Annotated in this window: 29 protein-coding genes; 20 read left to right on the top strand and 9 right to left on the bottom strand. The window is 39.9% G+C overall.

Annotated features, from left to right (window positions below; genetic code table 11):
- The first annotated feature begins 2 nt into the window (after window positions 1-2).
- From ABIN91_RS11600 to ABIN91_RS11575, 6 genes are all read left to right on the top strand, one after another.
- Window positions 3-1199, top strand: coding sequence for a carboxypeptidase-like regulatory domain-containing protein (locus ABIN91_RS11600; protein WP_348051268.1), 1197 nt, complete (start codon window positions 3-5; stop codon window positions 1197-1199).
- A gap of 189 nt (window positions 1200-1388) precedes the next feature.
- Window positions 1389-2051, top strand: coding sequence for a cytochrome c biogenesis protein CcsA (ccsA, locus tag ABIN91_RS11595; protein ID WP_348051341.1), 663 nt, complete (start codon window positions 1389-1391; stop codon window positions 2049-2051).
- Window positions 2051-2254, top strand: coding sequence for a CcmD family protein (locus ABIN91_RS11590; protein ID WP_348051267.1), 204 nt, complete (start codon window positions 2051-2053; stop codon window positions 2252-2254). The genes ccsA (ABIN91_RS11595) and ABIN91_RS11590 overlap by 1 nt, the downstream gene beginning before the upstream one ends.
- 240 nt (window positions 2255-2494) lie before the next feature.
- Window positions 2495-3928 carry a Glu/Leu/Phe/Val dehydrogenase gene (locus ABIN91_RS11585; RefSeq protein WP_348051266.1) on the top strand — a complete coding sequence of 478 codons (1434 nt, stop codon included), beginning with the start codon at window positions 2495-2497 and terminating at the stop codon, window positions 3926-3928.
- A gap of 15 nt (window positions 3929-3943) precedes the next feature.
- Window positions 3944-4525, top strand: coding sequence for a hypothetical protein (locus tag ABIN91_RS11580; RefSeq protein ID WP_348051265.1), 582 nt, complete (start codon window positions 3944-3946; stop codon window positions 4523-4525).
- Window positions 4526-4597: 72 nt separating this feature from the next.
- Complete coding sequence (locus ABIN91_RS11575; protein WP_348051264.1) at window positions 4598-4984, top strand: hypothetical protein; 387 nt, start codon at window positions 4598-4600, stop codon at window positions 4982-4984.
- A gap of 19 nt (window positions 4985-5003) precedes the next feature.
- Here the strand turns inward: ABIN91_RS11575 and ABIN91_RS11570 are convergent, their stop codons facing one another.
- Window positions 5004-5489: an STM3941 family protein gene (locus ABIN91_RS11570; protein WP_348051263.1), complete on the bottom strand. Its 486-nt coding sequence runs from the start codon at window positions 5487-5489 to the stop codon at window positions 5004-5006.
- Between the two features lie 193 nt (window positions 5490-5682).
- On the opposite strand from ABIN91_RS11570, the gene ABIN91_RS11565 reads away from it, so the two are divergent.
- Together ABIN91_RS11565 and ccsA (ABIN91_RS11560) are read left to right on the top strand one after the other, a co-directional pair.
- Complete coding sequence (locus ABIN91_RS11565; protein ID WP_348051262.1) at window positions 5683-6093, top strand: cytochrome c maturation protein CcmE; 411 nt, start codon at window positions 5683-5685, stop codon at window positions 6091-6093.
- A gap of 5 nt (window positions 6094-6098) precedes the next feature.
- Entirely contained in the window at window positions 6099-8552 is a 2454-nt protein-coding gene (gene ccsA, locus ABIN91_RS11560) for a cytochrome c biogenesis protein CcsA (RefSeq protein WP_348051261.1), read from the top strand.
- Between the two features lie 23 nt (window positions 8553-8575).
- Here the strand turns inward: ccsA (ABIN91_RS11560) and ABIN91_RS11555 are convergent, their stop codons facing one another.
- The 4 genes from ABIN91_RS11555 to gldN all read right to left on the bottom strand — a co-directional run bounded on the left by ABIN91_RS11555 (window position 8576) and on the right by gldN (window position 14518).
- On the bottom strand, window positions 8576-11149 hold the full coding sequence (locus ABIN91_RS11555; protein WP_348051260.1) for a non-ribosomal peptide synthetase: 2574 nt from the start codon (window positions 11147-11149) through the stop codon (window positions 8576-8578).
- 143 nt (window positions 11150-11292) lie between these two features.
- Entirely contained in the window at window positions 11293-12135 is an 843-nt protein-coding gene (locus ABIN91_RS11550) for a beta-1,6-N-acetylglucosaminyltransferase (protein WP_348051259.1), read from the bottom strand.
- 39 nt (window positions 12136-12174) lie between these two features.
- Window positions 12175-12864, bottom strand: a complete 690-nt coding sequence (locus ABIN91_RS11545; protein ID WP_348051258.1) for an alpha/beta hydrolase — start codon at window positions 12862-12864, stop codon at window positions 12175-12177.
- 199 nt (window positions 12865-13063) lie between these two features.
- Window positions 13064-14518, bottom strand: a complete 1455-nt coding sequence (gldN, locus tag ABIN91_RS11540) for a gliding motility protein GldN (RefSeq protein WP_348051257.1) — start codon at window positions 14516-14518, stop codon at window positions 13064-13066.
- Window positions 14519-15186: 668 nt separating this feature from the next.
- On the opposite strand from gldN, the gene ABIN91_RS11535 reads away from it, so the two are divergent.
- The 12 genes from ABIN91_RS11535 to ABIN91_RS11480 all read left to right on the top strand — a co-directional run bounded on the left by ABIN91_RS11535 (window position 15187) and on the right by ABIN91_RS11480 (window position 22414).
- Window positions 15187-15420: a hypothetical protein gene (locus ABIN91_RS11535; protein ID WP_348051256.1), complete on the top strand. Its 234-nt coding sequence runs from the start codon at window positions 15187-15189 to the stop codon at window positions 15418-15420.
- Between the two features lie 55 nt (window positions 15421-15475).
- Complete coding sequence (locus tag ABIN91_RS11530) at window positions 15476-16258, top strand: DUF2520 domain-containing protein (RefSeq protein WP_348051255.1); 783 nt, start codon at window positions 15476-15478, stop codon at window positions 16256-16258.
- Window positions 16259-16279: 21 nt separating this feature from the next.
- On the top strand, window positions 16280-16612 hold the full coding sequence (locus ABIN91_RS11525; RefSeq protein ID WP_348051254.1) for a 2Fe-2S iron-sulfur cluster-binding protein: 333 nt from the start codon (window positions 16280-16282) through the stop codon (window positions 16610-16612).
- A 19-nt stretch (window positions 16613-16631) separates the two neighbouring features.
- Window positions 16632-16871: a Fe-S cluster assembly protein IscX gene (gene iscX / locus ABIN91_RS11520; RefSeq protein WP_348051253.1), complete on the top strand. Its 240-nt coding sequence runs from the start codon at window positions 16632-16634 to the stop codon at window positions 16869-16871.
- Between the two features lie 78 nt (window positions 16872-16949).
- A complete protein-coding gene (locus ABIN91_RS11515) occupies window positions 16950-17462 on the top strand; it encodes an HAD hydrolase family protein (protein WP_348051252.1) in 513 nt (170 codons plus the stop codon).
- A gap of 89 nt (window positions 17463-17551) precedes the next feature.
- Window positions 17552-18124 carry a Maf family nucleotide pyrophosphatase gene (locus tag ABIN91_RS11510; RefSeq protein WP_348051251.1) on the top strand — a complete coding sequence of 191 codons (573 nt, stop codon included), beginning with the start codon at window positions 17552-17554 and terminating at the stop codon, window positions 18122-18124.
- A 48-nt stretch (window positions 18125-18172) separates the two neighbouring features.
- Entirely contained in the window at window positions 18173-18910 is a 738-nt protein-coding gene (locus tag ABIN91_RS11505) for a carboxypeptidase-like regulatory domain-containing protein (RefSeq protein WP_348051250.1), read from the top strand.
- 104 nt (window positions 18911-19014) lie between these two features.
- Window positions 19015-19683 carry a carboxypeptidase-like regulatory domain-containing protein gene (locus ABIN91_RS11500; RefSeq protein WP_348051249.1) on the top strand — a complete coding sequence of 223 codons (669 nt, stop codon included), beginning with the start codon at window positions 19015-19017 and terminating at the stop codon, window positions 19681-19683.
- A 62-nt stretch (window positions 19684-19745) separates the two neighbouring features.
- Window positions 19746-20495 carry a prolipoprotein diacylglyceryl transferase family protein gene (locus ABIN91_RS11495; protein ID WP_348051248.1) on the top strand — a complete coding sequence of 250 codons (750 nt, stop codon included), beginning with the start codon at window positions 19746-19748 and terminating at the stop codon, window positions 20493-20495.
- Window positions 20488-21885: a radical SAM protein gene (locus ABIN91_RS11490; RefSeq protein ID WP_348051247.1), complete on the top strand. Its 1398-nt coding sequence runs from the start codon at window positions 20488-20490 to the stop codon at window positions 21883-21885. Before ABIN91_RS11495 ends, ABIN91_RS11490 begins: the two co-directional genes overlap by 8 nt.
- 5 nt (window positions 21886-21890) lie before the next feature.
- Entirely contained in the window at window positions 21891-22166 is a 276-nt protein-coding gene (locus tag ABIN91_RS11485) for a hypothetical protein (RefSeq protein ID WP_348051246.1), read from the top strand.
- Window positions 22163-22414 carry a hypothetical protein gene (locus ABIN91_RS11480; protein WP_348051245.1) on the top strand — a complete coding sequence of 84 codons (252 nt, stop codon included), beginning with the start codon at window positions 22163-22165 and terminating at the stop codon, window positions 22412-22414. Before ABIN91_RS11485 ends, ABIN91_RS11480 begins: the two co-directional genes overlap by 4 nt.
- Before the next feature lie 15 nt (window positions 22415-22429).
- On the opposite strand, the gene ABIN91_RS11475 is transcribed toward ABIN91_RS11480, so the two are convergent.
- From ABIN91_RS11475 to ABIN91_RS11460, 4 genes are all read right to left on the bottom strand, one after another.
- Window positions 22430-23356 (bottom strand): exopolyphosphatase, encoded by a 927-nt coding sequence (locus ABIN91_RS11475; RefSeq protein ID WP_348051244.1) that lies wholly within the window; start codon window positions 23354-23356, stop codon window positions 22430-22432.
- A gap of 238 nt (window positions 23357-23594) precedes the next feature.
- Complete coding sequence (gene dnaJ, locus ABIN91_RS11470) at window positions 23595-24758, bottom strand: molecular chaperone DnaJ (RefSeq protein WP_348051243.1); 1164 nt, start codon at window positions 24756-24758, stop codon at window positions 23595-23597.
- Between the two features lie 100 nt (window positions 24759-24858).
- Window positions 24859-25446, bottom strand: a complete 588-nt coding sequence (locus tag ABIN91_RS11465; RefSeq protein WP_348051242.1) for a nucleotide exchange factor GrpE — start codon at window positions 25444-25446, stop codon at window positions 24859-24861.
- A gap of 138 nt (window positions 25447-25584) precedes the next feature.
- Window positions 25585-26115 carry an STM3941 family protein gene (locus ABIN91_RS11460; protein ID WP_348051241.1) on the bottom strand — a complete coding sequence of 177 codons (531 nt, stop codon included), beginning with the start codon at window positions 26113-26115 and terminating at the stop codon, window positions 25585-25587.
- Window positions 26116-26124 lie beyond the last annotated feature (9 nt).

Here is a 26124-nt window from a genome sequence, read left to right as displayed (position 1 = left end):
CTATGCGTTGTAGGTTTTTGATGCTTTTGGTTTTGCTGTTGCCTGCCTTGCTTATGGCCCAAAGTGGGATGATCAAAGGCAAGGTAATGAGCACCGACCTGCAAGTGCCACTGAACGAGGCGAGCGTGTTTTTAACCAATTCTACCTACGGCACAGCTACCGCTAACGATGGTACGTTTACATTAGCCAACCTTAAACCTGGCCAATACGAATTGGTTGTAAGCTATGTTGGCTACGAGAGCTACCATCAAACCATAATGGTTGCCCAGGATGTGATCAACCTTAAAATTGATATGCACCTTAAAAGTTATGGCTTAGGGGAGGTTTCGGTAGTATCTCACAAATTCTCTAAAGAGAACTTTGCCATGTTTCTGAAATACTTTTTAGGTACATCGCTCAATGCCAAACAGTGTAAAATAGTTAACCCAAAGGTGGTTGATCTGTATTACAATAGTAATGATAAAGCTTTAGAGGGTCATTCTGATGATTTTATTCTAATAGAGAACAGAGCTTTAGGTTACCGGTTAAAATACCTGCTCAATTCGTTCAAATACGATGGTATTAACGAGATCATATCATACGGCGGACAGCCTTTGTACGAAGATTTGAAGGGCAGCAAAAGTCAGCGGGAACGCTGGCACAAAGCCCGCGAAGATGCTTACTATGGCTCAAGTACGCATTTTTACCGCAGCTTAATTCATAACGAACTGGCAGCGCAAGGTTTTGTACTGTACCATTTGGTGCGAACACCAAATGCCGAGCGCCCCCCGCAATACCTTATTGTTAAAAAGATGGATAAGTTTGAGGCTGAGGGTAACCGCGATTCGCTCATCCATTGGCACAATCTTTATAATCTGCGTAAGTATATTGAAACGCTGGGCACGTTGCCACTTTTATCCGAAGATATTATGGCTAAAACCGACCGGCCTGATGTGTTTGGTATTGCTTTCCCCGGATGTTTGTACGTGGTTTATACCAAAAAGCTTGACGAGTTGCCCGATGAGCAGGTTTACCGCCCCCTTAGTATGAAGAATTTTATGGTGACCATTATTACGCTATACACTAAATACGCCTTTTTTGATTTAAATGGCGTAGTGATATCAAACAAAGCCACTTTATACGAAGGCGCCTGGGCACGCAACAAGATACCCGAAATGCTGCCGGTTGATTATGCTCCGGATGATAAGAAAAAGATGTAGTTTATTGAGGTAAGATGTTTCAGGTAAGATGGAAGATGTGGTTTATTGAGGGAGGTATTTTTATTTTATATAAGTCACATCTTCCATCTTACCTGAAACCTTTTCCATAGTTGTTACATCTTCCATCTTACCTGATACATCTTCCATAAAAATACTACCTTTGCGCATTACTCAAAAACGATGAATATTATTTATCAAACATGGTGGAAGGTTTTGGCTGTTGTGATGGTGTTTTATACCATAATAGCCGGCTTTTTATTCCATGTACCTACACTGCCTATCCTGCACGAAACTATCCGTAACCTGTATTTCCACGTACCTATGTGGATGGCCATGTTTTCGGTTTTTACTATTTCGGTGATCTACAGCGTTTTGTATTTGCGCACCGGTAAAGAGGAGTACGACCTGATATCTGTTGAATGTGCCAATACCGGCATCATGTTTTTTGTGCTCGGTTTAGTTACCGGGATGATATGGGCCAAATACACCTGGGGCGAATACTGGAGTAACGATCCTAAACAAAACAGCGCGGCTATCGCCTTCCTGTTATATTGCGCTTACCTGGTATTGCGTAACTCTATCGACGAGGAACAAAAACGTGCCAAAATATCATCTATCTATAACATATTCGCCTTCCCTATTATGGTTGTTTTGATTATGGTTTTACCACGGATGACCGATTCTTTACATCCCGGTAACGGTGGTAACCCTGCCTTTGGTAAAATGGACCTGGATAACCGCATGCGGGTAGTATTGTACCCGGCTTTTTTAGGTTGGAGTATACTGGGAGTTTGGATAGCATCCATCCGTTACCGCATCCGTTTAATTGAAAATAAAAAGAACGCAAACTAATGAAGAAGATCCTCTTTTTACTATTATCAATATTTTATTGCTCAAGCCTTTTTGCGCAAACTACTACAGGTGTTGAAATGGCCGATACCATGCGCAGCTCGGGTAAAATATATGTGGTGATAGCTACCATCGCTATCATTTTTGTGGGCTTAGCCATTTACCTGTTCACTATAGACAGGCGTTTGAAGAAATTGGAAAAGTAGTATTTTTGCGAAAAGTGTAATTTATAGATGTTTTTTCATTTGTTTTTTGTCATTATTTAAAATAATACGATTTTGGGGATTGGTTCAAAAAATAACTTTAAATTCACTAAACATTGTTTTAGGCCTTACGTTTAAGGTGTATAGGTTACACTAACAAAGTTTGTATTTGCACAAGTGATATAAATTACTGCACCTTTGTCAACTTTTTAAAAGAACCAATTTAAATTCAATTCCTAATTTATGTCTAACAGTATAATTGCTAATCAGGCCGAACATTTTTTCGGTGATGTATGTAATAACTTTGATCATGCGGCACAGTTTACTAATCACGATGCCGGTTTGTTAGATCAGATCAAATCATGTAACAGTGTTTACCGTTTCCGTTTCCCAATCCGCAGGGGTAATGGTTTCGAGGTTATTGATGCCTGGCGCATTGAGCACTCGCACCACCAATCGCCAACCAAGGGCGGTATCCGCTACAGCGAAATGGTTAACGAAGACGAAGTAATGGCCCTTGCCGCGTTAATGACCTACAAATGTGCCATTGTAAACGTACCCTTTGGTGGTGCAAAAGGTGGCATCAAGATCAACCCGAAAAACTACACCCTGCAAGAGCTTGAAAATATAACCCGCCGTTATACGGTTGAGTTAATCAAAAAGAATTTTATTGGCCCCAGCGTTGACGTACCTGCTCCGGATTACGGAAGCGGAGAACGCGAAATGGGCTGGATTGCCGATACTTATGCTACCATGAATCCTGGTCAGTTAGATGCATTGGGCGCTGTTACCGGTAAACCTTTGGCATTACACGGTATAGCGGGCCGCCGTGAGGCTACCGGCCGTGGTGTGGCTATTGCCGTGCGCGAGTGTGTTAGCGTTGCCGAGGATATGGCCAAACTGGGCTTAACTACGGGTATTACTGGTAAAAAGATCATCGTACAAGGTTTGGGTAATGTGGGTTACCACTCGGCTAAATTTTTAACCGAATTTGGTGGTATTATAGTTGGCCTTTGCGAGTTTGAAGGTGCTATTTACAACGAAGATGGTTTGGATGTTGAAGAGGTTTTCCAACACCGCAAAGCAACCGGATCTATTTTAGGTTTTTCAGGAGCTAAAAAAGAGTTCAAAAACTCGATGGAAGGTTTGGAGCAGCCCTGTGATATTTTGGTACCTGCCGCTTTGGAGAATCAGATCACCGAAGCCAACATCAAAAACATTAAAGCAAAAATTATTGCCGAGGGCGCAAACGGTCCAACTACTCCGGGTGCCGAGGCTGCTTTCTATTCAAAAGGTGGTATCATCATTCCGGATATGTATGCTAATGCGGGCGGTGTTACGGTATCGTACTTTGAGTGGTTAAAAAACCTTTCGCACGTAGCCTTTGGCCGTATGAACCGCAGGTTTGAAGAAAACTCCAACCTGAACTTGGTGAACACGGTTGAGAGCATTACGGGCATCAGCTTATCGCCGATACAACGCTCAAGCATTATCAAAGGTGCTTCGGAATTGGAGTTGGTAAACTCTGGTTTAGAGGATACGATGATCCGTTCATACCACGAGATTCGTGAAACGTATAAGAGTAACTCTAAAATAGATACGCAGCGTACCGCCGCCTTTGTTGGCGCCATTAATAAAATAGCGGTATCGTACCAAAACTTAGGTGTTTGGCCGTGATCTGATTTCGGATTTATGATATTTAAAGCGCCGTTGCAGATTGTAACGGCGCTTTTTGTTTATATTTATTTGATGAATAAAAGGGTTCGGAATGCATCGGTGGCAAAAGCACAGGCTAAAAAGAGATTGATCTCAATTATCCGGCGGACAGCATATATATTAGGATTTATTGGTGCGGGATATACACTCAGGGAATACAACGTTACATTCATAGACTGGAAGTTGCTGATAGCAGGTAATATCATTCCTGGTTTTGTTCTCGCTCTTATCCTTGAGAAAAACTATAAAGAATGGTTTTGGGCTACTTTATGTTTTGGAGGCTTGTTTACAGGGACTTTTATATTAGCTAATAATATTACAAATGCACCTGTAGAAGTTATGAAGATGGATATAATTCATGCAGGAATACCGGGTTATTCCAAACGCTCCCCATATGTTACTGTAAACTGTGTAGGAATGCGGAAAGATATTAAACTAAGCTATGATTTAAAGGATATTGTTTCTAAAGCGCATTGTATTAAGTTGACTATGCAAAAAGGTAATCTCGGCTATTATATCGTTATAGATCAGCAGTTGGTGATTGACAAATTGGAATAGGTTTTACATCTTGAGCCTTTGTTTTTATGGGATAATGGTCTGTGGAATGGTATTTGCATTACCACTTCAACTATGAAAAACGATCAATTTAAAACAGTAGGGCGCATATTATTGGGCACAGCTTTGGTTTTCGTAGGCATTAGTCACCTAACCTTTGCCCGTAAAGATTTTAAGGCGCAGGTGCCAGATTGGATCCCACTAAAAAAGGATGATACCGTTATATACTCCGGCATAGCCGAAATTGCTTTGGGCAGCGCCTTGATTCTGGCTCCTGAAAAATATAAAGAAACCTTTGGCAATACCGCCGCGGCCTTTTTTACGGCTGTATTCCCCGGCAATGTATCGCAATATTTAGAGAAGAGATCGGCTTTCGGATTGGATACGGATAAAAAGCGATTTGCAAGGTTATTCTTTCAGCCGGTGCTTATAACCTGGGCTTTGATGAGTACACGGAAATAATTCAGATTTGTAAATCTCATTATTTGTATTTATTCCACTCCTTTATCAAAAGTGAATACAATTCTTCGTGTGTCATTTTGAGTTCGTCATTACTAAGCTGAATAACAAAACGATCACGAAATTTAGAATTTTTTGATTGATGATGTATATCCTTAGTCGCAATAAACTCTGGGGTGCAATAAATATTGATGGCTTTTATAAAGCCAAAGCTTTTAATTGACCGTACATTTATGATTTCCCGCCAAGGTATAAGCCCTATCTTTTCTTTCGCAGTGATGCTCATAAATGACTCTAACCCTTCGGTTGATAAAATTAATACAGGTTGATTTTTGAATGCTCTGATGATCAGGTAAACAAGTAAAGCCGTAGCTGCAATGCTAAAGAACAGGAAGAAAGAGATATGCGTAACTATGTATATACTCGTTCCGGCAACCACTGCTAAAAACCCAATAATTGCACGGATCATTTTTTTGTGAAAGTTAGGATATAGAATTATTGCCGACATGTTATGGCAACAGTGTACTAATAAAAAATGTTTGCTTTGTGCAATTCATATAGTGTACTAATAACGGATGGATTGAATTAATGCCTTAATATCATTAAGAATAATTCTAAATAAGATATATGGCTTGTAATAAAGATTATTAGCTGTGCGTTTTGTATTTTTGCAGTCCGAAGTTCAAGGAGGAAAATAAACCATGAAGAAAGGTTCGATATTTGGAATTGTTATTATCGCTATCGCTATAGCGGTAATTATTAGTACATATTCAAATTCAAGTACTTACGGCTCTTTTAAAGAGGCCGCAGAAACTAAAAGTGAGTTACATGTTGTTGGCCATCTGGATAAAACCAAAGCACTTACTTATGATCCCGTTAAGGATGCCAACTACTTTTCGTTTTACATGACGGATAATAAAGGCCAGGAATCAAAAGTGGTTTTCACCGGTACCAAACCACAGGATTTTGAACGTTCGGAACAAATCGTATTAACCGGCCAAATGAATGGCAACGAGTTTCACGCATCAAAAATTTTAATGAAGTGCCCATCCAAATACACACAAGATAAGGTTGAGGTTACCGAATACAAGGCTAAACAAGCCACTATTTAATATTAATGGACAAAGCTTTTATAGGTGAACACCTTATCCCCGGCCATTTAGGTCAGGCCTTTATTATCCTGGCGTTTGGCTCGGCACTTTTTGCAACAATATGCTATTTTTTCGCTACTCAAAATAAAAACCAGTTTGATCAATCGTGGAAAAACATGGGCCGTATTGGCTTTTTGTTAAACACGGTTTCGGTAATTGGTATTGGTTGCTGCCTTTTTTACATCATTTATAACCACCTGTTTGAGTATCACTACGCCTGGGCGCACTCGTCAAAAACGTTGCCTGTTTACTACATCATATCAAGCTATTGGGAAGGGCAGGAAGGCAGTTTTTGGTTATGGGCATTCTGGCAAGCGGTTTTAGGTAACGTGTTGTTATGGAAAGCAAAATCGTGGGAGGGCCCGGTGATGACCATTGTGAGTTTGGCTCAAACTCTGCTGGCTTCTATGTTACTTGGTGTAAGCATATTTAGCTCACATATTGGCAGCTCGCCATTCATCTTATTACGTGAGGCCCTGGAGGCGCCCATATTCAGCAGACCAGAATACCTGAAATATATTAAAGATGGTAACGGACTAAACCCGCTACTACAAAACTATTGGATGGTGATACACCCGCCAACTCTATTTTTGGGCTTCGCATCCATGATTATCCCATTTGCTTACGCTATAGCCGGACTTTGGACAAAGCGTTACAAAGAGTGGGTACAACCCGCTATCTCGTACTCGCTTTTCTCGGTAATGATATTGGGTACGGGTATCATCATGGGCTCTTTCTGGGCTTACGAGTCGCTTAATTTTAATGGCTTTTGGGCATGGGACCCGGTGGAGAACGCATCCGTTATTCCGTGGTTAACTTTGATAGGAGCGGTTCATGTTTTGATCGTTTATAAAAACACTGGTCAGGCATATTTTACGGCCATGTTTTTGGTGTTGATCAGCTTTGTGCTGGTGCTCTACGCTTCGTTTTTAACACGTAGCGGTATCCTGGGAGAAACATCAGTACACGCCTTTACCGATCTGGGTATGTTTTGGCATTTGGTTATTGATGTATTGATCTTCCTGGGAATAGCTATTGGTTTGGTTATAGTACGATGGAAAGAACTACCCATCAGTAAAAAAGACGAAGAAACGTACTCACGTGAGTTTTGGATGTTTGTTGGCGCTGTATTTTTAGGCTTATCATGTTTCCACTTAGTGGTGGTAACTTCTATCCCGGTATGGAACGCCATGTTTGGTACCAAACTTGCTCCGCCTACCGAGCCTATTAAGTTTTACAACGTATTCCAATCGGGCTTTGCATTTGTGATAGCTTTGCTTGCAGGCTTTACCCAATTCTTAAAATATAAAAAAACCGATACTACACGGTTTTTTATCACCAGCATACTCTACTTTGTATTCGCTGTTTTGATAACCGCGCTTGTGGTTTACGTTACCGGTATTTACCATAATAATTGGATATTTATGTTGGTAATGCTGGGGGCCATATACTCGGTACTGGCAAACGCTAAAATACTGGCCGATGTATTTAAGGGTAAAATACGTTTAGCCGGTTCGGCAGTAGCGCATATTGGTTTTGGTTTGTTACTGATAGGCGCTGTTATAGCGGCAGGTACCAGCAGCATAGTATCGGTAAACAAAAGCGGAATGGTTGAGGTTGCCGGTTTTGATAAGGTTGCCGATGTTCGCGAGAATATTATGCTATATAAAAACGAGCCTGTTACCATGGGTAAATACCAGGTAACCTACGTTGGCGATTCTATAGCCGCGCCTAACCACTATTTTAAAGTTAATTACAAACGTAAGGATGCCAGCGGCAAAGTAGTTGAAGATTTTATTTTGAAACCCAATGCCCAGGCCAATGCCAAGATGGGTTTGGTTGCCACGCCAGATACCAAGCATTACTTGTTTCATGATCTGTATACCCACGTAACCGCCGCGCCAATTAAAGATGAGATTGAGCAAAATGCAGGCGCGGGCCATATTGAAGCCAATGATGATAAGAGTTACGACCCACCTATAGTTAACGAGGTTATGGTTGGCGATACCATTCATTATCGCGATGGTGTGGTGATATTGAAGAAGCTGAATCCGGGCGCTAAAGTTCAAAATATTCCCTTAGGCGAAAAAGATATCTCGGTAGGAGCGGAGCTTGAGATCATTACCCATGGTAAAACTTACGTAAGCGAACCTGTTTACATGATAAAAGCCGGTAGTAGTTTTGATTTTGCCCGTAAGGTTGAAGATGCCGGTTTGAAACTACGTTTCAGCAAAATATTACCCGAGAAAAGCAAGGTTGAAATTACGGTATACCAACAGCCACAAGGTAAAAAGGCATACATCGTAATGAAGGCGATGGAGTTTCCTTATATCAATTTCTTTTGGAGTGGTACCATTATTATGGTTATAGGTTTCCTGCTGTCAATATTCAGAAGGAATAAGGAGTTGAAGACTGTTTAATAACAGTTAATTCCTTCTGTAGATCAACTCTCGCAGTTATCCAGGCAGTTCTGTAATATCCGGGCAAACTCCACGTCGTTTGGAGGGAGCAGCATATCACGGTGATCGCCAGAAACCTTGTGTACTTTAACACCTTTCAAAGCATAATCATCCCAGCCTAAATGTTTAGGGTCGTCCACAAAATAAACCCTCACCTTTGAGCGGAATACGTGGATGGTGCCGTTATATGGTTTCATTTTATACCGGCTTACAGCGTAGCGCAGTTTATCAACAATACGTTGCATATAATCGGGTATGTTTTCAGCATTGGCTTCATCATTCATTCCTAAACGCTGTTTGATCATGAATAGCTGATATTCAACAGTAGCCCCGGGTTGTTTTATTAATGATGTTAATATGAAACCTGCCTTGTAAAACTGCCTTAAAATCTTTTTGAGTGTGCGTTTAGGTAATGATAATTGTGATTCCGACTCTTTGTTATTTACATCAAACATAGCCAATATCTTAACTTCTTTACCCATTGCTTGCAGTTGGTTGGCAATTTCGATAGCTACATAACCGCCAAAAGAGTAGCCGGCTATGGCGTAAGGGCCAGTTGGATTTTGCTCTAAGATCTCCTCGATGTATAAGGATGCTATCGCTTCAATACTATCCGGAACTTCGTCAATACCGTTCAATCCTCTTGATTGTAACCCATAAACAGGTTGCTCGGCATCAACACTCATGGCAATGTTATTGAAGATCAACACATTTAAACCTTCGCCATGAATAATATAAACCGGCATTTTATTACCGGTAGGCTTAATAGGGACCAGTGATTTCCAGGTGCTTTCTTCATCACCGGATTGAAGCAATTGGGCCAATTTGCTGATTGTAGGATATTTAAACAGTGTAGCTATGGGTATCAGTTTTCCGGTTATCTTACCAATACCCGTCATGATCTGTACGGCAATAAGCGAATGGCCGCCAAGCTCAAAAAAGTTATCGTTAATACCTATTTGATCAATATGGAGATATTTCGACCATATTTCTGCAAGCATATTTTCGGTATCAGAACCCGGAGCCTCATACTCTTTCTGGCTATTTTGAAATTGGGGTTTCGGTAATTTTTTGCGATCTATTTTACCATTAGGCGTTAACGGTATTTCCGGAATTACGATGTAATCCGTTGGTACCATATACTCTGGCAGTTTGTCCTTTAAACCCGCTATCCAGGTGGTGGAGTAATTTACTTTGTGTGATGCTATCAGGGGATCATCGCTAACCACATAAGCAAGCAGCCTTTGGTTATCCCATTCATCGTTGTGTACAACAACTACAGCGTTTTGGATTCCGTGTTGTAATATCAAGTTGTATTCAACCTCTTGCGTTTCTATTCGGAAGCCACGTAGTTTTACCTGCAGATCTATCCGGCCAAGGTATTCAATTTCGCCATTGGGCAGTATTTTACCTAAATCACCCGTACGGTATATCTTTTTATTGGCTTCTCCCGAAAAGGTATCATCAATAAACTTCTCGTCGCTCAATTCGGGCCGGTTTAAGTAGCCATTGCCTACGCCATAGCCACCAATGCATATTTCGCCTTCGTGGCCATCGGCCACTTGTTTTAATTCCTCATCTAAAATATACACCTGGGTGTTATCAATAGGTTTACCTATGGTAATTAATTGATCATCGGCCAGTATTTGCTTCCCGGTTGAGTATATGGTGGTTTCGGTAGGGCCATAGTAATTATGTAGGCTATCGCACCGTTCAAGTAACTTATTAGCCAGATCTTTAGGCAAAGCTTCGCCCCCGCTAATTATTTTGAGGGGTATTTTATCGTCCCAGCCACTGGCAAGCATCATGCGCCAGGTGTATGGAGTGGCCTGCATTACAGTTACCTTTTGGGTGCGCACGATATCCAAAAGCAATCGGCCATCTTTAACCATTTCGCTATCGGCTACAATTAATCGCGCACCGGTAACCATAGGCAAAAACAATTCGAGTACCGATATATCGAAAGATATGGTAGCCGTAGCCAGCCATGTATCTTGCGGTGTTATGCCTGGCCATTTCTGGATACTGAGTAGCAAATTTAATAAGCTACGATGGTTGATCTGAACTCCTTTGGGTTTACCTGTTGAACCAGAGGTATAAAGCAAATAAGCCAGATCATCACCATTAATACTGATGTTAGGTTCTGTAGCAGGATAATTGTCAAGTTTCTGCCATATATCTTCGATGGATAACTTAGCGGCCGGAGTATGAAAATGCCCTTCGTAGATTTTAGATGTGATCACTAATTTAGCCTGTGCATCGTCAAGCATAAAAACCAGCCTATCGTTAGGGAAGTTAGGGTCGAGTGGTAAATAAACACCGCCAACTCTGGTAACGGCCAACACGGCAACCACCATTTGTAACGAACGTGCGGTGCCTATGGCAACTTTATCGCCAATGGTTATATTGTTGGCTAATAAAAAGTTAGCCAGTTGATTTATCTTTTGGTGTAAGTTTTTGTATGAAATTGAATCGTTACCAAATTGTATGGCAACATTATCCGGAAATTTTAGCGCTTGTTCAGTGATTAATTGATCAATAGTTGGTTCAACGGGCATTAAATTTCTATTAAAATAAATATGGGTATGTTATTTATTGGTTAGTTTTAATATAGGTAAATATAGCAATTTCTTTAGGTAATTAATTAAAAAGTAATACTATAGTTACTCATTTATAAGATTTTTTTTGTTTAAGTAAATACTTAAATGGCTAAACTATCCAGGTAATCTAATATTTCATAGTCAATAGTGCTGTCGAATTTTCGGGCATACAATTTACCGGATGCGGTCAGATCTGACGCATCCGTCATGGTTAATGTTTTTGGACGTGAATCCCCGCGTTTAAATTTAATATACCTTAAGTGGTCGTTTACAATGCTGTCTTTTAAAGGCGAGTTCAATAATATGGTTTGAAACACTAACTCGTCACAAGCCCATGTATGTTTAAAAAATAAACGTACAGATGGGTTGTTTTTTAAATAGTTTATAACATATAATGCGCATTGCGGCGTAATGGTAAACCATTGCGAGCGGCCATACATTTTTAAACCTGCTGGTGTTTTTCTATCAGGCAAAATACGGTTAGCCAGGTTTTGTAGCAGGTGCTTACCGGGGAATTTGTAATCGCCAAAGTTATATCTGGTTAGTCTGCCAAGCGGTTCGTCCCATTCTTCGGGAATAGCGTACGATCGCATAAAGGTTTTGCCTAAGTTATCAAACAAAAAATTTTGTATTTGCGATGCGTTTTTTAGAGGGTAATCCTGGCTGCTTAACAGGTTAATATGGGTGTAGCTTGTATTTTTGGATGTAATTTCTTCAAAGCTATTTAGTGTAGCTTCAATCATGTTGTAATTACCCCAGTCAACAGAAACCCGGGTTGTAATAAAAAATACGGGAACGGTTAATTGCAGGTCGTTAAATTGAGCAATATCGGTTTTTTTGTCTACATGGATATAAATATCAGCATCCGGATGATGTAAACGTTTGATAAGGCGTGCAAGCTGGTTATGCATGGTGTGAGCCAATATCAGGTGGGCTAATTTCATGAATATATTATAGGTATAATGTTAGCCCTAATATATAAATTATTTATGATGCGTGGGCTCAAAAAATTCATCAACACATTCATCAAAATCGTCTTTATGTTCAATGAGTGTGGCATGGCCCGAGTGTGGCACTATCCAGAGCTTTGAATTGGGGATATTTTGTGATATCTGTACGGTATGCTTTACAGGGATCAGATCATGATCGCCACCAATAATTAGCGCCGGGCATTTTATGGTTTTGATAACGTTTAGTGATATATTAGGCTGCAGCCAATCTAATAAAAATAATTTCCAGTCATTTTTATCCTTATCACTTTTCAATGTTTTATTTTTAGATGCATTATATATCAATTGCTGCTTTTTCCACAGATCGGGATCTAAGGCGTTCGAATCCGGGCGTAAATTAGCCCCGCTTACCGCTAGTTTAGTAACCCTTTCGGGGTGCCTGATGGCCATCAATAAAGCCACTACACCACCATCGCTCCAACCCAGTACATAGGCCGACTTGATACGAAGAGAATCCATCAATGCTACTTCATCATCAGCCATCATCTCAAAAGAGAGCGAATCTTTATCATCGTGCGAATTGCCTTGAGCCCGGCTATCGGCAATTATCACCTGGTACTTTTCCGAAAAATAAGGAGCATTGCCGGCAAATGAACTTATTGATCCACCGTTGCCATGTATCATAAGTATGGGTTTACCGGTACCATATACTTCAAAATACATTTTAAAACCACGTATATTAAAATATCTGCCCAGAACTTTACTGTGCCCGTAATTTATGCCCCGTCCAGGGGTATAAAATATATACGCACTTATTAAGAGCAATAAAATAAAAAGAGGCCTCTTCATTAATGGTTATAATACACTAAATTATTTTCAATATGATAAAAAAATTGTAGTTCTGCTATTTAAATCCTTTTTATTAAGGTTTAACAGGGGCGTTTTTCTCTTTTTTTGTTTTTGCAGTCGCCTTGTTTTTTTCCACCGGCTTGTTTGCAATGGGTTCTGGTTGGGAGCTTTTGATTAGCATGGTATAGTTCCATGTACCTTTTTTATAGGTTATAACCTTTTGCTCTATACGTTTTGCCTCAATTTCCTGGTCGGGCGGTTCTGGTTTGTAATCTTTTATGCGTTTACCGTCAGGGTTTGATTCCTGAACTATCTTACCATAAAAGCGGCGCTGTAAAAAAACATCATCCATACTTTCGCCAATTTTTTTAGTCGGGTCTATATCAATGGTGACTAATATTTTACGGCAATCTTTAAACCTGAGCCAGCATAAGGGCTGTATGCCAATTAAATCTCCATTGGTTAAGGTTAGCTTTATTAAGGGAGCAATACCAATAATGCGGGTTATGTACCTTGAGCGCGTTTTATCGTAAAAAACATCCTCTTTAATTCGATACCCCGAAATTTTTTCGGGCGTAAATGGGTTAGGTACGGTTTTGGTGCCGGTAATGTTACCGTCTTTATCCAAAACATTTACCACCGATGTATCCGATAAGCCCGACATTAATTCTTCATACGGTATCGGGATAGTAAAAGCATCCCCATTAGGGTTATTGGGAGCACTCGCAGCAGGATTATAAGCTTTAATTTCTTTAGCTTTTATGGCCTTAAGCAAGGCATAAATTAAATCTGAATGATAGGTGGCAAAACGCTTGTTTTTAGTGTCTTGCAAATCAATATCGCGCCAATAGCGATGGTAAAATCTGATGTTGTTTGGTGTGAATTCATCTAATGGGAGTGGACGGGCATTGGTAAACGATATATCGGCCCGTTTTGTGGCCGCATTTCTGATAGACGAATCAGATCCAATCTGTTTAAAAGCCATTTGGCTCAAAGCTTTTTCTGATAACTTATTGACATCGTTCTTTTTTGCTTCTCTTTTTAATTCTTTTGCAGACTTGCCCTTAGGTGGTTTTTCTTTAGATTTTGCTGATAAGGTATCAGTTCCGTTTTTTTTAGAATTGAGCTTTTTAAGATCTTTTTCGCTGAGGTTTTTTTTAGCCGTTGCCGTTGTATCGATTTTACTTTTATCGTTAACTGTATGCAACGTATCTTTTGCCGTAATTACGGTATCGGCTTTGCTTGGGTTAGCTATGCCGGGAGTAGCTTTTGATACTGTAGTAGTTGCAACACTATCGGCTTTGCTTTTTTGTGCGGTTTGTTTTAAAGTTTGGTCAACCGCTTTTTTATCTTGATTATCGGTAGTTTTTGTTTTGGAGTTTGAACCTGTATCTGTGGGGAGATTGGAAACAACAGGTTTTGCAACACCTGTTTTGGAAGTCGAGGTATCGCTTTTATTAATTTGTGCTAATAAAGTAAAGCTGCCAGTAATTAACAGGAGTACAATTAGTACAATTGCTTTTTTCATTTTATTGGGTCAATTCTTCAACTAAAGCTGCATAGTTCCAACTACTTTACAGGTTTAAGTAATAGTGTATTTAGGATGTAATTAAAAACACGCATAAGCATAATTACTTTTGAACTATAATTATAAAATGCTTTTAAATATATAAATAAAAGTATGAATTTTATTGATTTTGCTTGAAATTACTATCATTTACATAAATTATATAAGCATTCGGATAAAAACAGGGCCAATTTTTAAGATAGGAAACCCGCTAATAAGGATAGGTAAGAGGATTTGTTAAAAGAGGTATATTGTTAAGGCAAATAACCGTGGCAAGGTGTCTGGCGAATTCTTCCTTGAAATCATTATTAGTGTAGGAACCGATAAATGCGTTTTTTGCTCTTGAAACAGAGCAAATAAGATTAAGGTATTAACCTTATTTGAAAGAATTATTATATTAAGATATTATTGTATGTAATACTCTATTGTCCTGATTTATAACTGCCCCGGCTGCAACATGTTAATGTGAGTAGGTATCAATATTCTCATGTTTTTTAAAACAAGATAGTTAATAAATTGTAGTTATAACGTATTGCCTGGCAATAATTCTGGGGAATAATTGTTCTTTTTACAATAAACGTTATAAAAATTAGTATATTTAACATTCAATCCCTTAAGCTAATACTGTTGTGAAAAAAAATATACTTTTTTTAGCGCTCTTGTTGTCGGCGTGCGCTACAACCAAAAATCTTCCGGATAACCGTTTGGTGCTTGCTGAACACAAAGCCCCACTCAAAATATTCGCGATAGGACACTATAACTCTAATTCGTTAATTCTTACATTAATAGATGCCGAAAATACCTATTTTACAATTGAGGCACCTATTGATACCAGTTTAAGAATTGGAAAAACCTATCCATAATACGTTAAATCAACCTATTTAAATCGCTACCTTCGTTAAATCGTAATTATAAGGTATGCGTATCAGTATTATAGGTTCGGGTAATGTGGCTACACATTTGGCTGCTGCATTTAAAAATGCAGGGCATAAAATTATTGATATTTATAGCCCTAACTATCAAAACGCGGCTCTACTGGCTTATCATGTTGGCGCAAACGCTATAAATAAGCTATCCGAAATTGATCGCCAAACAGATGTGTTTGTAATAGCTGTAAAAGACGATGCTATTGAAGGGATTGCGCAACAGCTGGCGTTTTATCAAAAACTTACAGTGCATACTTCGGGCGCTACCGATCTGCAAAGCATTTTAAAGTACAATTCACTATCCGGCGTATTTTATCCACTACAAACTTTTAGTAAAATAAAGGAGGTTGATTTTTGGCAGGTTCCTTTATGTATTGAAGGTGCCGATGCTGCTGTAACCAAGCAATTGGAACAATTGGCGCAAACTATCAGTAATAATGTGCAGCAAATAAATTCCGACCAACGCAAAATATTGCATCTGGCGGCTGTTTTCGCCTGCAACTTTCCGAATAATCTGTATGCCATAGCCCAGCAATTATTGGCCCGGCATCAACTCGACTTTAATTTGTTACGGCCGCTTATCCTGGAAACAGCGCAAAAAGTACAGGAACGATTTCCATTAGATGTTCAAACCGGCCCGGCTATCCGCAACGACGGGCAAACCATGGCCGCCCACCTTAATTTATTAGGCGATAACCCGCAATTGCAACAAGTTTATGAGCTGTTAAGTCAAAGTATTATCAAAATGGGAATTGAGGCTAAAGCCGATAAGTAATTTTGTTACTTTTGCATCGCAATGAACGTTTTTAATATTAAAATACAATTCGAAGAAAAAGATCACGAAACACTTGAACTGCCAATAGCCGAGGGGGAATCGGTATTGGATGTGTGTCTTGAAAACGGGATAGATCTTCAGCATAACTGCGGCGGTGTTTGCGGTTGCAGTACTTGCCATATTTATGTGAATAGCGGCATGGATAACATCCAGGAAATATCAGACAAGGAAGAAGACTTTATCGACCGAGCTGTTAATCCGCGCATCTCATCTCGCTTGGGCTGCCAATGCATCATGATTGATGGTGACATTACGGTAACCATTCCAGACCAGTCGCAATTTATGGGCCACTAATTTAAACCTACCTGAACAAATGAACGATAAATTTGAACTACCAATACACTGGAACGATCATGAAGATATTGCCATGGGACTTTACGAAAAGTTTGGCGATGATTTTGATGAATCCAAAATATACCGCATCCGCTTTACCGATCTGTTAAACTGGATATTAACCCTCCCTAACTTCGCCGGCACCCGCGAGCAAAGCACCGAAGGCCATTTGGAGCAAATACAATCGGCCTGGGTGTACGAGTGGAGAGATAACCAGTAAAAGATTTAAGGAACAAGGAGTAAAGATGCAGTTCAAAAAATCTTTGCTCCTTGTTCTTTGTTCCTTCAGCCCAACTCTATGCTATCCAAATTAAAAGATATTACCACCTTTGTTTTTGATGTAGACGGTGTATTAACCGACGGCTCTGTATTTGTTACCGAAGCAGGCGATCAATGCCGCACTTTTAATACCCGGGATGGTTATGCGCTGCAACTGGCCGTTAAATGCATGTACAACGTAGTTGTAATAACGGGAGGACGATCAGAAGGAGTAAGGCTTCGTTTAAACAGCCTGGGTATTACCGATGTTTATTTAGGCGCGCATGTTAAGCTTGATATTTTTGAGAATTACATAGCCGAGCACTATATTGACCGCCAAAGTGTTTTGTACATGGGTGATGATATTCCGGATATTGATATTATGAAAGTTGTTGGCCTGCCAACCTGCCCAACAGATGCTGCCGAAGAGGTGAAAGCCATATCGCAATACATATCACCAGCATTAGGCGGCAGAGGCTGCGCCCGCGATGTGATAGAAAAAGTAATGAAAATACAAGGCAAGTGGATGAGCGAGAACGCGACATCGCTTTAGTTGAATGGTTGAATTAGTACTTTACTCCAATAATTATTCACCATATTTTTATCGATTAGCAATACCAATCAAAAAAACAAACTAATCCAATGAACAATCAAATTCCTCCGGTAATACTGGCATCTAAATCACCCCGCAGGCAAGAGCTTTTAAGTTTGATGAACATCAACTTTAGGGTAGTACTTAAAGATGTTGATGAATCGTACCCCGAAGGTTTATCGCCACAGGAAATAGCTTTACACATTGCCGAAAAAAAGTGCCGGGCCTTTGATGAACTGATTGAGGACGAGATAGTTATTACTGCCGATACCATTGTAAGTATTGATAATCAGATATTAGGCAAACCCGAAAGCCCCGAGCATGCGGTAGCTATGCTGCAAACGCTATCGGGCCGTAAGCACCAGGTTATTACCGGAGTTTGTATTTTGTACAAGCAGCAGTATAATTTGTTTTATGATGTATCGGATGTGCTGTTCCGTGTGCTGAGCGATGAAGAGATCACGTTCTACGTTGATAAATATTCACCTTTAGATAAAGCAGGATCATACGGGATCCAGGAGTGGATAGGCTTAACCGGTATTGTTAAAATTGATGGTTCGTATACCAACGTAGTTGGTTTACCTACCGAGAAATTATACCAGGCATTGATCAAGCTAAAATAATTTGTATTTAGGTTTATGGAATTTGTGCCAGGTTTGCATCCCTGAGGCATGAAACACATAAGCCATGTATCTATACCAGATCCCTGTACTCAAAATTGGGATAATATGCTGCGTAATACACAAGGAAAATTTTGCGATAGTTGCCAGAAAACAGTAACAGATTTTACCGCATTATCTAATACTGAAATACTCGGCCTCCTATCTGCTTCATCAAATCTTTGTGGCAGGTTTGGTCCATCGCAATTGAATAATCTAAATAGTGAACTTGCACCAACATACAGATTGCCGGCTTGGCAAAAAGTTGGTCTCGTTGCTTCATTAATATCATTGCTGCCATTTATTGCCGCTAAGGCTCAGGTTAAACAGCCAATTGGGCACCATAAAGCGACCAAGCCTCTTGTGGGTACTATTGTTGCTAAGATAGCATTAAGTACCATTACTGGTAATGTTGTTGATAGCGCATCAAACCAAGCAATTGCTTTGGTAGGTATAAATGTTAATGGTTCGCAAAGTCATGTTTTGACTGATAGTTTAGGCAATTTCAGGATAGAAATATCACCAGAAATTGATACTGTTTTAATTATCAGCACTATTGGTTATCAGGTATATAACATAAAATTAAATAAAAATCAGGCTAATTATAGTGTTCGCCTTGCAGCACAAGAGTTAACACTGGCACCGGTAGAGGCATTAATAACTTTGGTTGGTGGGATATCTGTTAAAAGAAGCTTTTTGTGGACTACATGGTATCGTATCAAACACCCATTCAAAAGTATTTTTAAGTAGTAGACTCTGTTTGGTTTATTGATAAAAAAATGTACCAGTTTAATCAAAGTGAAATAATTGTAATTTGGTTTATGGAATTTGTACCAGGTTTACATCCTTGAGGCTTGAAACACATCAACCACATATCCGTTGCCAATCCCTGTACTCAAAATTGGGATAATATGCTGCCTAATAATGGCGGTAAGTTTTGTAACAATTGCCAAAAAACAGTTATCGACTTTACTGAATTATCTAATCATAAAATATTGGATATTCTCTCATCGTCATCACAAAAAGTATGCGGTAGGTTTACTCACGTACAGTTAATGGTATTGAACCAGCAAATTGTTCCGCAGCAATGTTCATCTTTATTTTCGTGGCAAAAGTTGAGTTTAGCGGCGGCTTTTATAGCGGCGCTCCCCTTTGTAAATGTGCAGGCCAAAGTTAGGCCGGCGGTTGAACAAAATCCGGTTAAACAGGATAAGGCAGTTTTAGCTACAGATACCTCGGTAGCCTATAAAACAATTACAGGCTGTTTAACCGCTAAAGACGATAACATGCCTTTGATTGGAGCGTATATTAAAATTAAAGGCACATCGTTAAACTGCAGCACCCAAACCGATGGTGCTTTTTCAATGAAAATTCCGGCCAATAAAAAACTAATATTGGTGATATCGTATATCGGTTTTAAAACCCAGGAAATTAAATTTGACCCTAATAAAAAGCTTGATTTTAATATTCGGTTAGAAAGTGCTAACACGATGCTGGGAGAGGTAGTTGTAACCAGTTATTGAAATTTGAATAGATTGTGGTATCTTTAAACATAGTCTATTCAAATATTTTTTAACCTATAACCTTGCACTTCCCTGTAAACATACCCATAGGGTCGTCAACTATTCCAATACACTTTGTTTGCGAAACGCTGGCTTACTTTTTAGGGTATCGATATTATGCTTACCTGCGCAGGCACACCACAGATCTGATCAGTTCGCACCATAGGTTAGTTATATTTATCGGTGCCGCTGCCGGTGCTTTTTTAGGTTCGCACATTGTTGGTATTTTAGAAAATCCACCTTTGTTGTCGCATTTTAACCTAATCTATTTTATGGGTAATAAAACTATAGTTGGTGGTTTTATTGGCGGCTTAATAGGGGTAGAGTTTACCAAAAAACAAATAGGGGTTACTGCATCATCTGGTGATATGATGGTTTATCCTTTAATATTAGCCATGATCATCGGTAGGGTAGGTTGCTTTTTAACCGGCCTTGAAGACGGGACTTTCGGCATACCATCAAAGCTGCCCTGGGCCATTAACTTTGGCGATGGTATCCGCCGGCATCCTACAAACCTCTACGAGATCGCGTTCTGGCTTTGTTTATGGCTCTTACTTTATTTTATCGAAAATAAATTTGTGTTGGCAAACGGCGCGCGTTTTAAAATATTAATGGTTTGCTACCTGCTTTTTAGGTTTATTATTGAATTTATTAAGCCCGATTACTTTTTCAATTTTGGTTTGGGCGTAATTCAATTGGTTTGTTTGGGTGGGATTGTGTATTATTATAAAGTATTTCTACACCCTAAAAACCTAATCGAATCATATGCCTGAGCGCCCATATATTTATTATGATTTTACGATCAGTATTTGTGCTACCTGCCTAAAGCGGGTTGATGCAAAAATTATTTTTGAAGACGAAAAGGTATTTATGTTGAAGAACTGCCCACAGCATGGGCGCGAAAAGGTTTTGATAGCAACAGATATAGAATACTATAAAAACTGCCGCAATTACGCCAAACGCAGCGAAATGCCGCTTAAATTTAACACCCCGACTCATTATGGTTGCCCTTATGATTGTGGCCTTTGTCAGGATCATGAACAGCACTCGTGCCTAACGGTAATTGAGGTAACGGATAGATGTAACCTCAGTTGCCCCACATGTTATGCCATGTCGTCGCCAAGCTATGGCAGGCACCGCACACTGACCGAAATAGAGCAGATGCTGGATACCATTGTAGCTAACGAAGGTAAACCCGATGTGGTACAAATAAGTGGCGGCGAGCCTACGGTACACCCGCAGTTTTTTGAAATAATGGATATCGCGAAAAGCAAACCCATTAAGCACCTGATGCTGAACACCAACGGCATACGCATAGCTAAAGATGAAGCCTTTGTTGAACGCCTGGCTACCTACGCTCCCGATTTTGAAGTGTACCTGCAGTTTGACTCGTTCAAAAAGGAAGCGCTGGAACAATTGCGAGGTGAGGATTTGCGCGAGGTGAGGCGAAAGGCTCTCGAGAATCTGAACAAGTATAACTTGAGTACAACACTGGTAGTTACCTTAAAAAAAGGCTTAAATACAGACGAAATAGGCGATATTATACGCTATGCCTTAAAGCAAAAATGCGTACGCGGCGTAACCTTCCAACCAACGCAAGAGGCGGGGAGATTGGAGAATTATAATTCGGAAACCGACAGGTATACACTTACCGAAGTGCGCACCGCCATATTGGAGCAAACTGATATATTCAACAAAAACGATCTGTTACCGGTGCCCTGTAACCCCGATGCTTTGGTAATGGCCTATGCTTTGAAACTGGGCGAAGAGGTTTTCCCGCTAACGCGGATGATCAACCCCGATGATTTGCTCGATAATTCAAAAAATACAATTGTTTATGAGCAGGACGAGCAAATTAAAATGCACCTGCTCAATATGTTTAGCACAGGTAATTCTGTTGATAGCGTGCGCGAAGATTTAAAATCAATTATGTGTTGTTTACCCGAAATTGATGCGCCACAGTTAAGCTATGATAATTTGTTCCGCATTATTATTATGCAATTTATTGATGCGCATAATTTTGACGTACGCGCAATCAAAAAATCATGTGTGCATATCGTAAATAAAGACATGAAGATAATTCCGTTTGAAACCATGAACCTGTTTTATCGGGATGATAAAATTGATTACCTGCATCAGTTACGTAACGAGATGGTGATATGAGTGAAATGGAAAAGCCAAAATCACAAATGAAAATAGTAGGTATTAACTTGCTTGTGATGGTGGTTTATACAATACTATGCCGTGTTGGCTATAAAACGGATGGCTTTATTATTGTTGCTTGTTTAATAGTTGGCCATATTATATGCTGTTTTATTGCTTGTGTTGTAAGTGCTTTTATTGCTCAATACAGGCACTTAGCAGGCATCTGGTTACTAAGTGCTTTGGCGGTTTTATTAATAGGTTTCTCAACTTGTATGGCAGCATTTACCATTAAAATATGAACCAGGAAGATAAAAGTGCTAATCTGAAAATTGTAAGTGTTAATATGCTGCTGCTTTTGGTTTCTACCTGTTTAACTAATTTGAGCAAAGATGGGCCTATTTATGATATGATGATCATTGGTTTCCATGTTGTACTTTGTATCATGCTGGCTATTGTCAATAAAAGTTGGACGTGGTTTTTAAGTGGTCTAATGGTTATTATTATCGGCTTTTCAACCTGTGTAATGGGTGCTAATGTTCATATATAGCGGTGCCAATTAAAATTATTCTGCCAATCCGGCCATCACACCTTCTTTTAATGAATAAGTGCTCATTCCCACCTGATTGATATGGAGTTTATCCATCACATAACGGGTTAAAACGGAGGCTACAACGATCATATCAACTCTTAAAGAAATGATGCCTTTAATGGCTTTGCGTTGTTGGTTTGATGATGCGATGAGCACGTCGGTTATTCGTACCAGATCATTCAAATTAAAATCATAAACTTTAACCTGCTTCACATCAAAGTTGTCCTGTTTTTCTAACTCAATAACTTCGGCAAAGGTTTCAAATGCTCCGGCTGAGCCTATTAGTTTATCAATGCGATGTTGTTGCGCCGCGTTGAATAATGGTTTAAGGGTTTCATCAAGGTAAGTGTGTAATTCGCTAATGTATTCCTTTGATATCGGGTCAACCTGATGGAAACGTTCTATCAATCGGGCGGCGCCAATTTCAAAACTATGTTTCCAAAGCATGTTGTTTTGGGTGCAAATAATAAACTCCACACTGCCACCGCCAATATCCATAATGAGCGAGTTATTGGCCGGTAATGCTCCCGATGCTTTTACGCCCTGGTAAATGTAGGTGGCTTCTTTTATGCCATCAATAATATCAATGCTGATGCCTGTACGCTCTTTTACGGTATCAATAAATTGCTGTCCGTTTGATGCGCTGCGCAGGGCCGAGGTAGCAATGGCTTGCACTTTTTGAATGTGATGTTGTTTGATCTGATCGCTAAAACGTTCCATAGTTTTAACACCACGATCAAAAGCGCTTTGCTGGATAAAGCCTTTGTTGATGCCGCCTTCGCCCAATTTAACAGCTTCATGGTCGCGGGCTATTTCGGTAAAAGTGCCATTGGCAACGCTGGCTATCATTAAATGAAACGTGTTAGTGCCAAGGTCCATTACGGCAATGCAATTATCCATTACTTGCTTATAAATTAATAAATAATATAGTGGGTGATTGTTTTAATAGCACAGCCATGTGTTAGCTTTTGGTAAACGAATATAGCTTTCTTTTGTTTTTTGGGAATAAATTTAATTAACTACAAAAGCCCAAAACCATAAGGTTCCGGGCTTTAAAATTCTTGATTAATTCACATTTAATTGTTCTCTCGTGTGAATGAGATCGCTATCGTTGGTCCCGACTCTTTATCTCTGCTTCTTACTCAAAGTACTCCTTCATCCGTTCAAAGAAATTCTTTTCGTGCTTGCCCGGGTTGGGTTTAAAGTTGGGTGAATTTTGTAGCTGTTCTAACAGCTCGCGCTCTTCGCGGCTTAATGCTTTTGGTGTCCACACGTTAATGTGTACCAACTGATCGCCACGTTGGTATGAGTTTACTTCGGGTACACCTTTGTTTTTGAGGCGTAGTATGCGGCCGCCTTGTGTGCCTGGTTCTATTTTGATCTTAGCCTTACCGTCGATGGTTGGCACCTCTATACTGGTACCTAAAGCGGCATCGATAAAGCTGATGTGCAGATCGTAAATTATGTTGTTTCCATCGCGTTTTAACGATTCGTGCTCTATCTCTTCAACCAAAATGATCAAATCTCCGGGTACACCGCCGCGTGGGGCAGCGTTGCCTTTACCGCTCATGCTTAATTGCATGCCTTCGCTTACACCGGCAGGGATGTTGATGGTAATGGTTTCTTCGCCACGTACAACACCATCGCCATGGCAAACAGTACATTTTGAGGTAATTACACTGCCTTCGCCATTACAGGTAGGGCAGGTGCTGGTAGTTTGCATCTGACCCAAAATGGTGTTGGTTACCCGCCTAACCGCGCCCTGGCCACCACAGGTTTTACAGGTTTGGAAAGATGATTTATCCTTGGCGCCTGTACCATCGCAGGTATTACATAATACTTGCTTATTAACTTTTATCTTCTTCTCGGCACCGTTGGCAATTTCTTCGAGTGTTAAACGTACTTTGATACGCAGGTTACTGCCTTTGGTAACGCGTCTGCCACCGCCACCGCGCTGACCACCGCCACCAAAAAAGCCCTCGAACGGACTGCCGCCGCCAAAAATATCGCCAAACTGACTGAATATGTCGTCCATATTCATGTTACCGCCGCCATAGCCGCCGCCATTGGCCGAGCTTGCATTGGCAGCATGGCCATACTGATCATAACGCTGGCGTTTCTCTGGGCTGCTCAATACCTCGTAGGCTTCCGCGGCTTCTTTAAAGCTCTCTTCAGATTCCTTATCGCCCGGGTTTTTATCCGGGTGGTATTTGATAGCCATTTTACGGTAGCCCTTCTTAATCTCGTCCGCGCTTGCTCCCTTAGCTACACCCAGTACGTCGTAATAATCTCTTTTTGCCATTTATTTTTAATGATTGAAGGATTGAGTGATTGAAGGATTGAATGTTTTGACAGCTTTACTAATCAATCATTCAATCCTTCAATCATTCAATCATTATTCTTTACGCTCCAACAACAACTTTTGCAAAGCGTATAACCTTGTCGTTCAAATAGTAACCTTTTTCTAATTCGTCAACCACTTTGCCTTTCAGGTCATCTCCGGCGGGAATGCTGGTGATACCTTCGTGCAGGTCGCCGTCAAATGGCTGGCCTTTGGCTTCCATTGGCTTTAAGCCTTTGCTGCTTAATATGTGGTTCAGTTTATTTTGTACCAATGCAATACCTTCCTTAACGGGGATCACGTCTGTAGCGGTTTCCATAGCTTTTAAAGCACGGTCAAAATCATCCAAAACGGGTAATAACGAAGCTATAACTTCTTTACCGGCAGTTTGCAATAGTTCTACACGCTCTTTGCTGGTGCGGCGTCTAAAATTATCAAACTCTGCAAACAGGCGCAGGTATTTATCATTGGCTTGTGCCAGATCTTCTTTCAGCCTGTCTTCGGCCGAAATTTCATCAGCTATCTGTTGATCTTTTTCGTCGGCAATTGTATTACCCGTAGTTTGGGCATCATCCAAAATTTCGTTCTGATCTACAGAAGTTTCCTGGTCTTCCATCTTTTTTTTCTTTAATATGTCGTTAAACTTCATAATTATATCGGGCAAATCAAGTATCCTGCCATTGTATTATTTGCGACAAGGTGTCAGCGTGTTAGCAGCTTTTATGCTGAAATGACTTTTTTGTTGTTGGTATGGCAGTTTTTTGATGTCAGTACATCTAACTTGAGATTACCTAAATGATGTTGACATTTGCAATCTAAGCGACTCTTTCCTAACGTTTGCATCTGCCATTGACATCATCAGGATAAATTGCATTAACTTATTTTCATCAATTTTTATTTGACCTAATGAGATGTTCAAAACCTGAAATCCCAATGCTTCAGAAACCTTTGCTGCCCTTTTTTTCTTTATTATTTCAATGCGATGCTTTTTGTCAATAACTAAACAGATGAATTTTTGCTTATGAACATCCTTGATGTAAGCATCCTGAATAATATTCCAATTGATATAGTCGGTGTAACCCATCCTGTCAAAAATTCCGACTTCATTAATGATAATTTGTGGTCGGCGGTCAAATAAATGGAACAGTGAAACAGGTATTGTAAGTCCAAAAAATAGCACAGAAATCCAACTTAAAGCTATAGGCATCATATTACTGTGTGTTGCCAAATCGTAACAGCCAATAATAATAAATGGAGAACCAAGTAACAAAATCTTTAATGCTTTTAAAGGAGATTTGTACAGTTTGATCTCTTGCATGCCATCCCG

Source organism: Mucilaginibacter sp. (assembly GCF_039921305.1).
In the GTDB taxonomy this organism is placed as follows: Bacteria; Bacteroidota; Bacteroidia; order Sphingobacteriales; family Sphingobacteriaceae; genus Mucilaginibacter.
This window is presented reverse-complemented; position numbering and strand designations above follow the sequence as displayed.

Coding starts and splice junctions, on each gene's coding strand:
- ABIN91_RS11490 (WP_348051247.1), top strand. CDS start 20,488: ATGCCTGAGCGCCCATATATTTATTATGATTTTACGATCAGTATTTGT.
- ABIN91_RS11510 (WP_348051251.1), top strand. CDS start 17,552: ATGAACAATCAAATTCCTCCGGTAATACTGGCATCTAAATCACCCCGC.
- ABIN91_RS11465 (WP_348051242.1), bottom strand. CDS start 25,446: ATGAAGTTTAACGACATATTAAAGAAAAAAAAGATGGAAGACCAGGAA.
- ABIN91_RS11480 (WP_348051245.1), top strand. CDS start 22,163: ATGAACCAGGAAGATAAAAGTGCTAATCTGAAAATTGTAAGTGTTAAT.
- ABIN91_RS11575 (WP_348051264.1), top strand. CDS start 4,598: ATGAAAAACGATCAATTTAAAACAGTAGGGCGCATATTATTGGGCACA.
- ABIN91_RS11515 (WP_348051252.1), top strand. CDS start 16,950: ATGCTATCCAAATTAAAAGATATTACCACCTTTGTTTTTGATGTAGAC.
- ABIN91_RS11475 (WP_348051244.1), bottom strand. CDS start 23,356: ATGGATAATTGCATTGCCGTAATGGACCTTGGCACTAACACGTTTCAT.
- ccsA (WP_348051261.1), top strand. CDS start 6,099: ATGGACAAAGCTTTTATAGGTGAACACCTTATCCCCGGCCATTTAGGT.
- ABIN91_RS11460 (WP_348051241.1), bottom strand. CDS start 26,115: ATGCAAGAGATCAAACTGTACAAATCTCCTTTAAAAGCATTAAAGATT.
- ABIN91_RS11565 (WP_348051262.1), top strand. CDS start 5,683: ATGAAGAAAGGTTCGATATTTGGAATTGTTATTATCGCTATCGCTATA.
- ABIN91_RS11550 (WP_348051259.1), bottom strand. CDS start 12,135: ATGAAATTAGCCCACCTGATATTGGCTCACACCATGCATAACCAGCTT.
- ABIN91_RS11555 (WP_348051260.1), bottom strand. CDS start 11,149: ATGCCCGTTGAACCAACTATTGATCAATTAATCACTGAACAAGCGCTA.
- ABIN91_RS11505 (WP_348051250.1), top strand. CDS start 18,173: ATGAAACACATAAGCCATGTATCTATACCAGATCCCTGTACTCAAAAT.
- ABIN91_RS11580 (WP_348051265.1), top strand. CDS start 3,944: ATGATATTTAAAGCGCCGTTGCAGATTGTAACGGCGCTTTTTGTTTAT.
- ABIN91_RS11485 (WP_348051246.1), top strand. CDS start 21,891: ATGGAAAAGCCAAAATCACAAATGAAAATAGTAGGTATTAACTTGCTT.
- ABIN91_RS11530 (WP_348051255.1), top strand. CDS start 15,476: ATGCGTATCAGTATTATAGGTTCGGGTAATGTGGCTACACATTTGGCT.
- ABIN91_RS11600 (WP_348051268.1), top strand. CDS start 3: ATGCGTTGTAGGTTTTTGATGCTTTTGGTTTTGCTGTTGCCTGCCTTG.
- iscX (WP_348051253.1), top strand. CDS start 16,632: ATGAACGATAAATTTGAACTACCAATACACTGGAACGATCATGAAGAT.
- ABIN91_RS11525 (WP_348051254.1), top strand. CDS start 16,280: ATGAACGTTTTTAATATTAAAATACAATTCGAAGAAAAAGATCACGAA.
- dnaJ (WP_348051243.1), bottom strand. CDS start 24,758: ATGGCAAAAAGAGATTATTACGACGTACTGGGTGTAGCTAAGGGAGCA.
- ABIN91_RS11590 (WP_348051267.1), top strand. CDS start 2,051: ATGAAGAAGATCCTCTTTTTACTATTATCAATATTTTATTGCTCAAGC.
- gldN (WP_348051257.1), bottom strand. CDS start 14,518: ATGAAAAAAGCAATTGTACTAATTGTACTCCTGTTAATTACTGGCAGC.
- ABIN91_RS11570 (WP_348051263.1), bottom strand. CDS start 5,489: ATGTCGGCAATAATTCTATATCCTAACTTTCACAAAAAAATGATCCGT.
- ABIN91_RS11585 (WP_348051266.1), top strand. CDS start 2,495: ATGTCTAACAGTATAATTGCTAATCAGGCCGAACATTTTTTCGGTGAT.
- ABIN91_RS11545 (WP_348051258.1), bottom strand. CDS start 12,864: ATGTATTTTGAAGTATATGGTACCGGTAAACCCATACTTATGATACAT.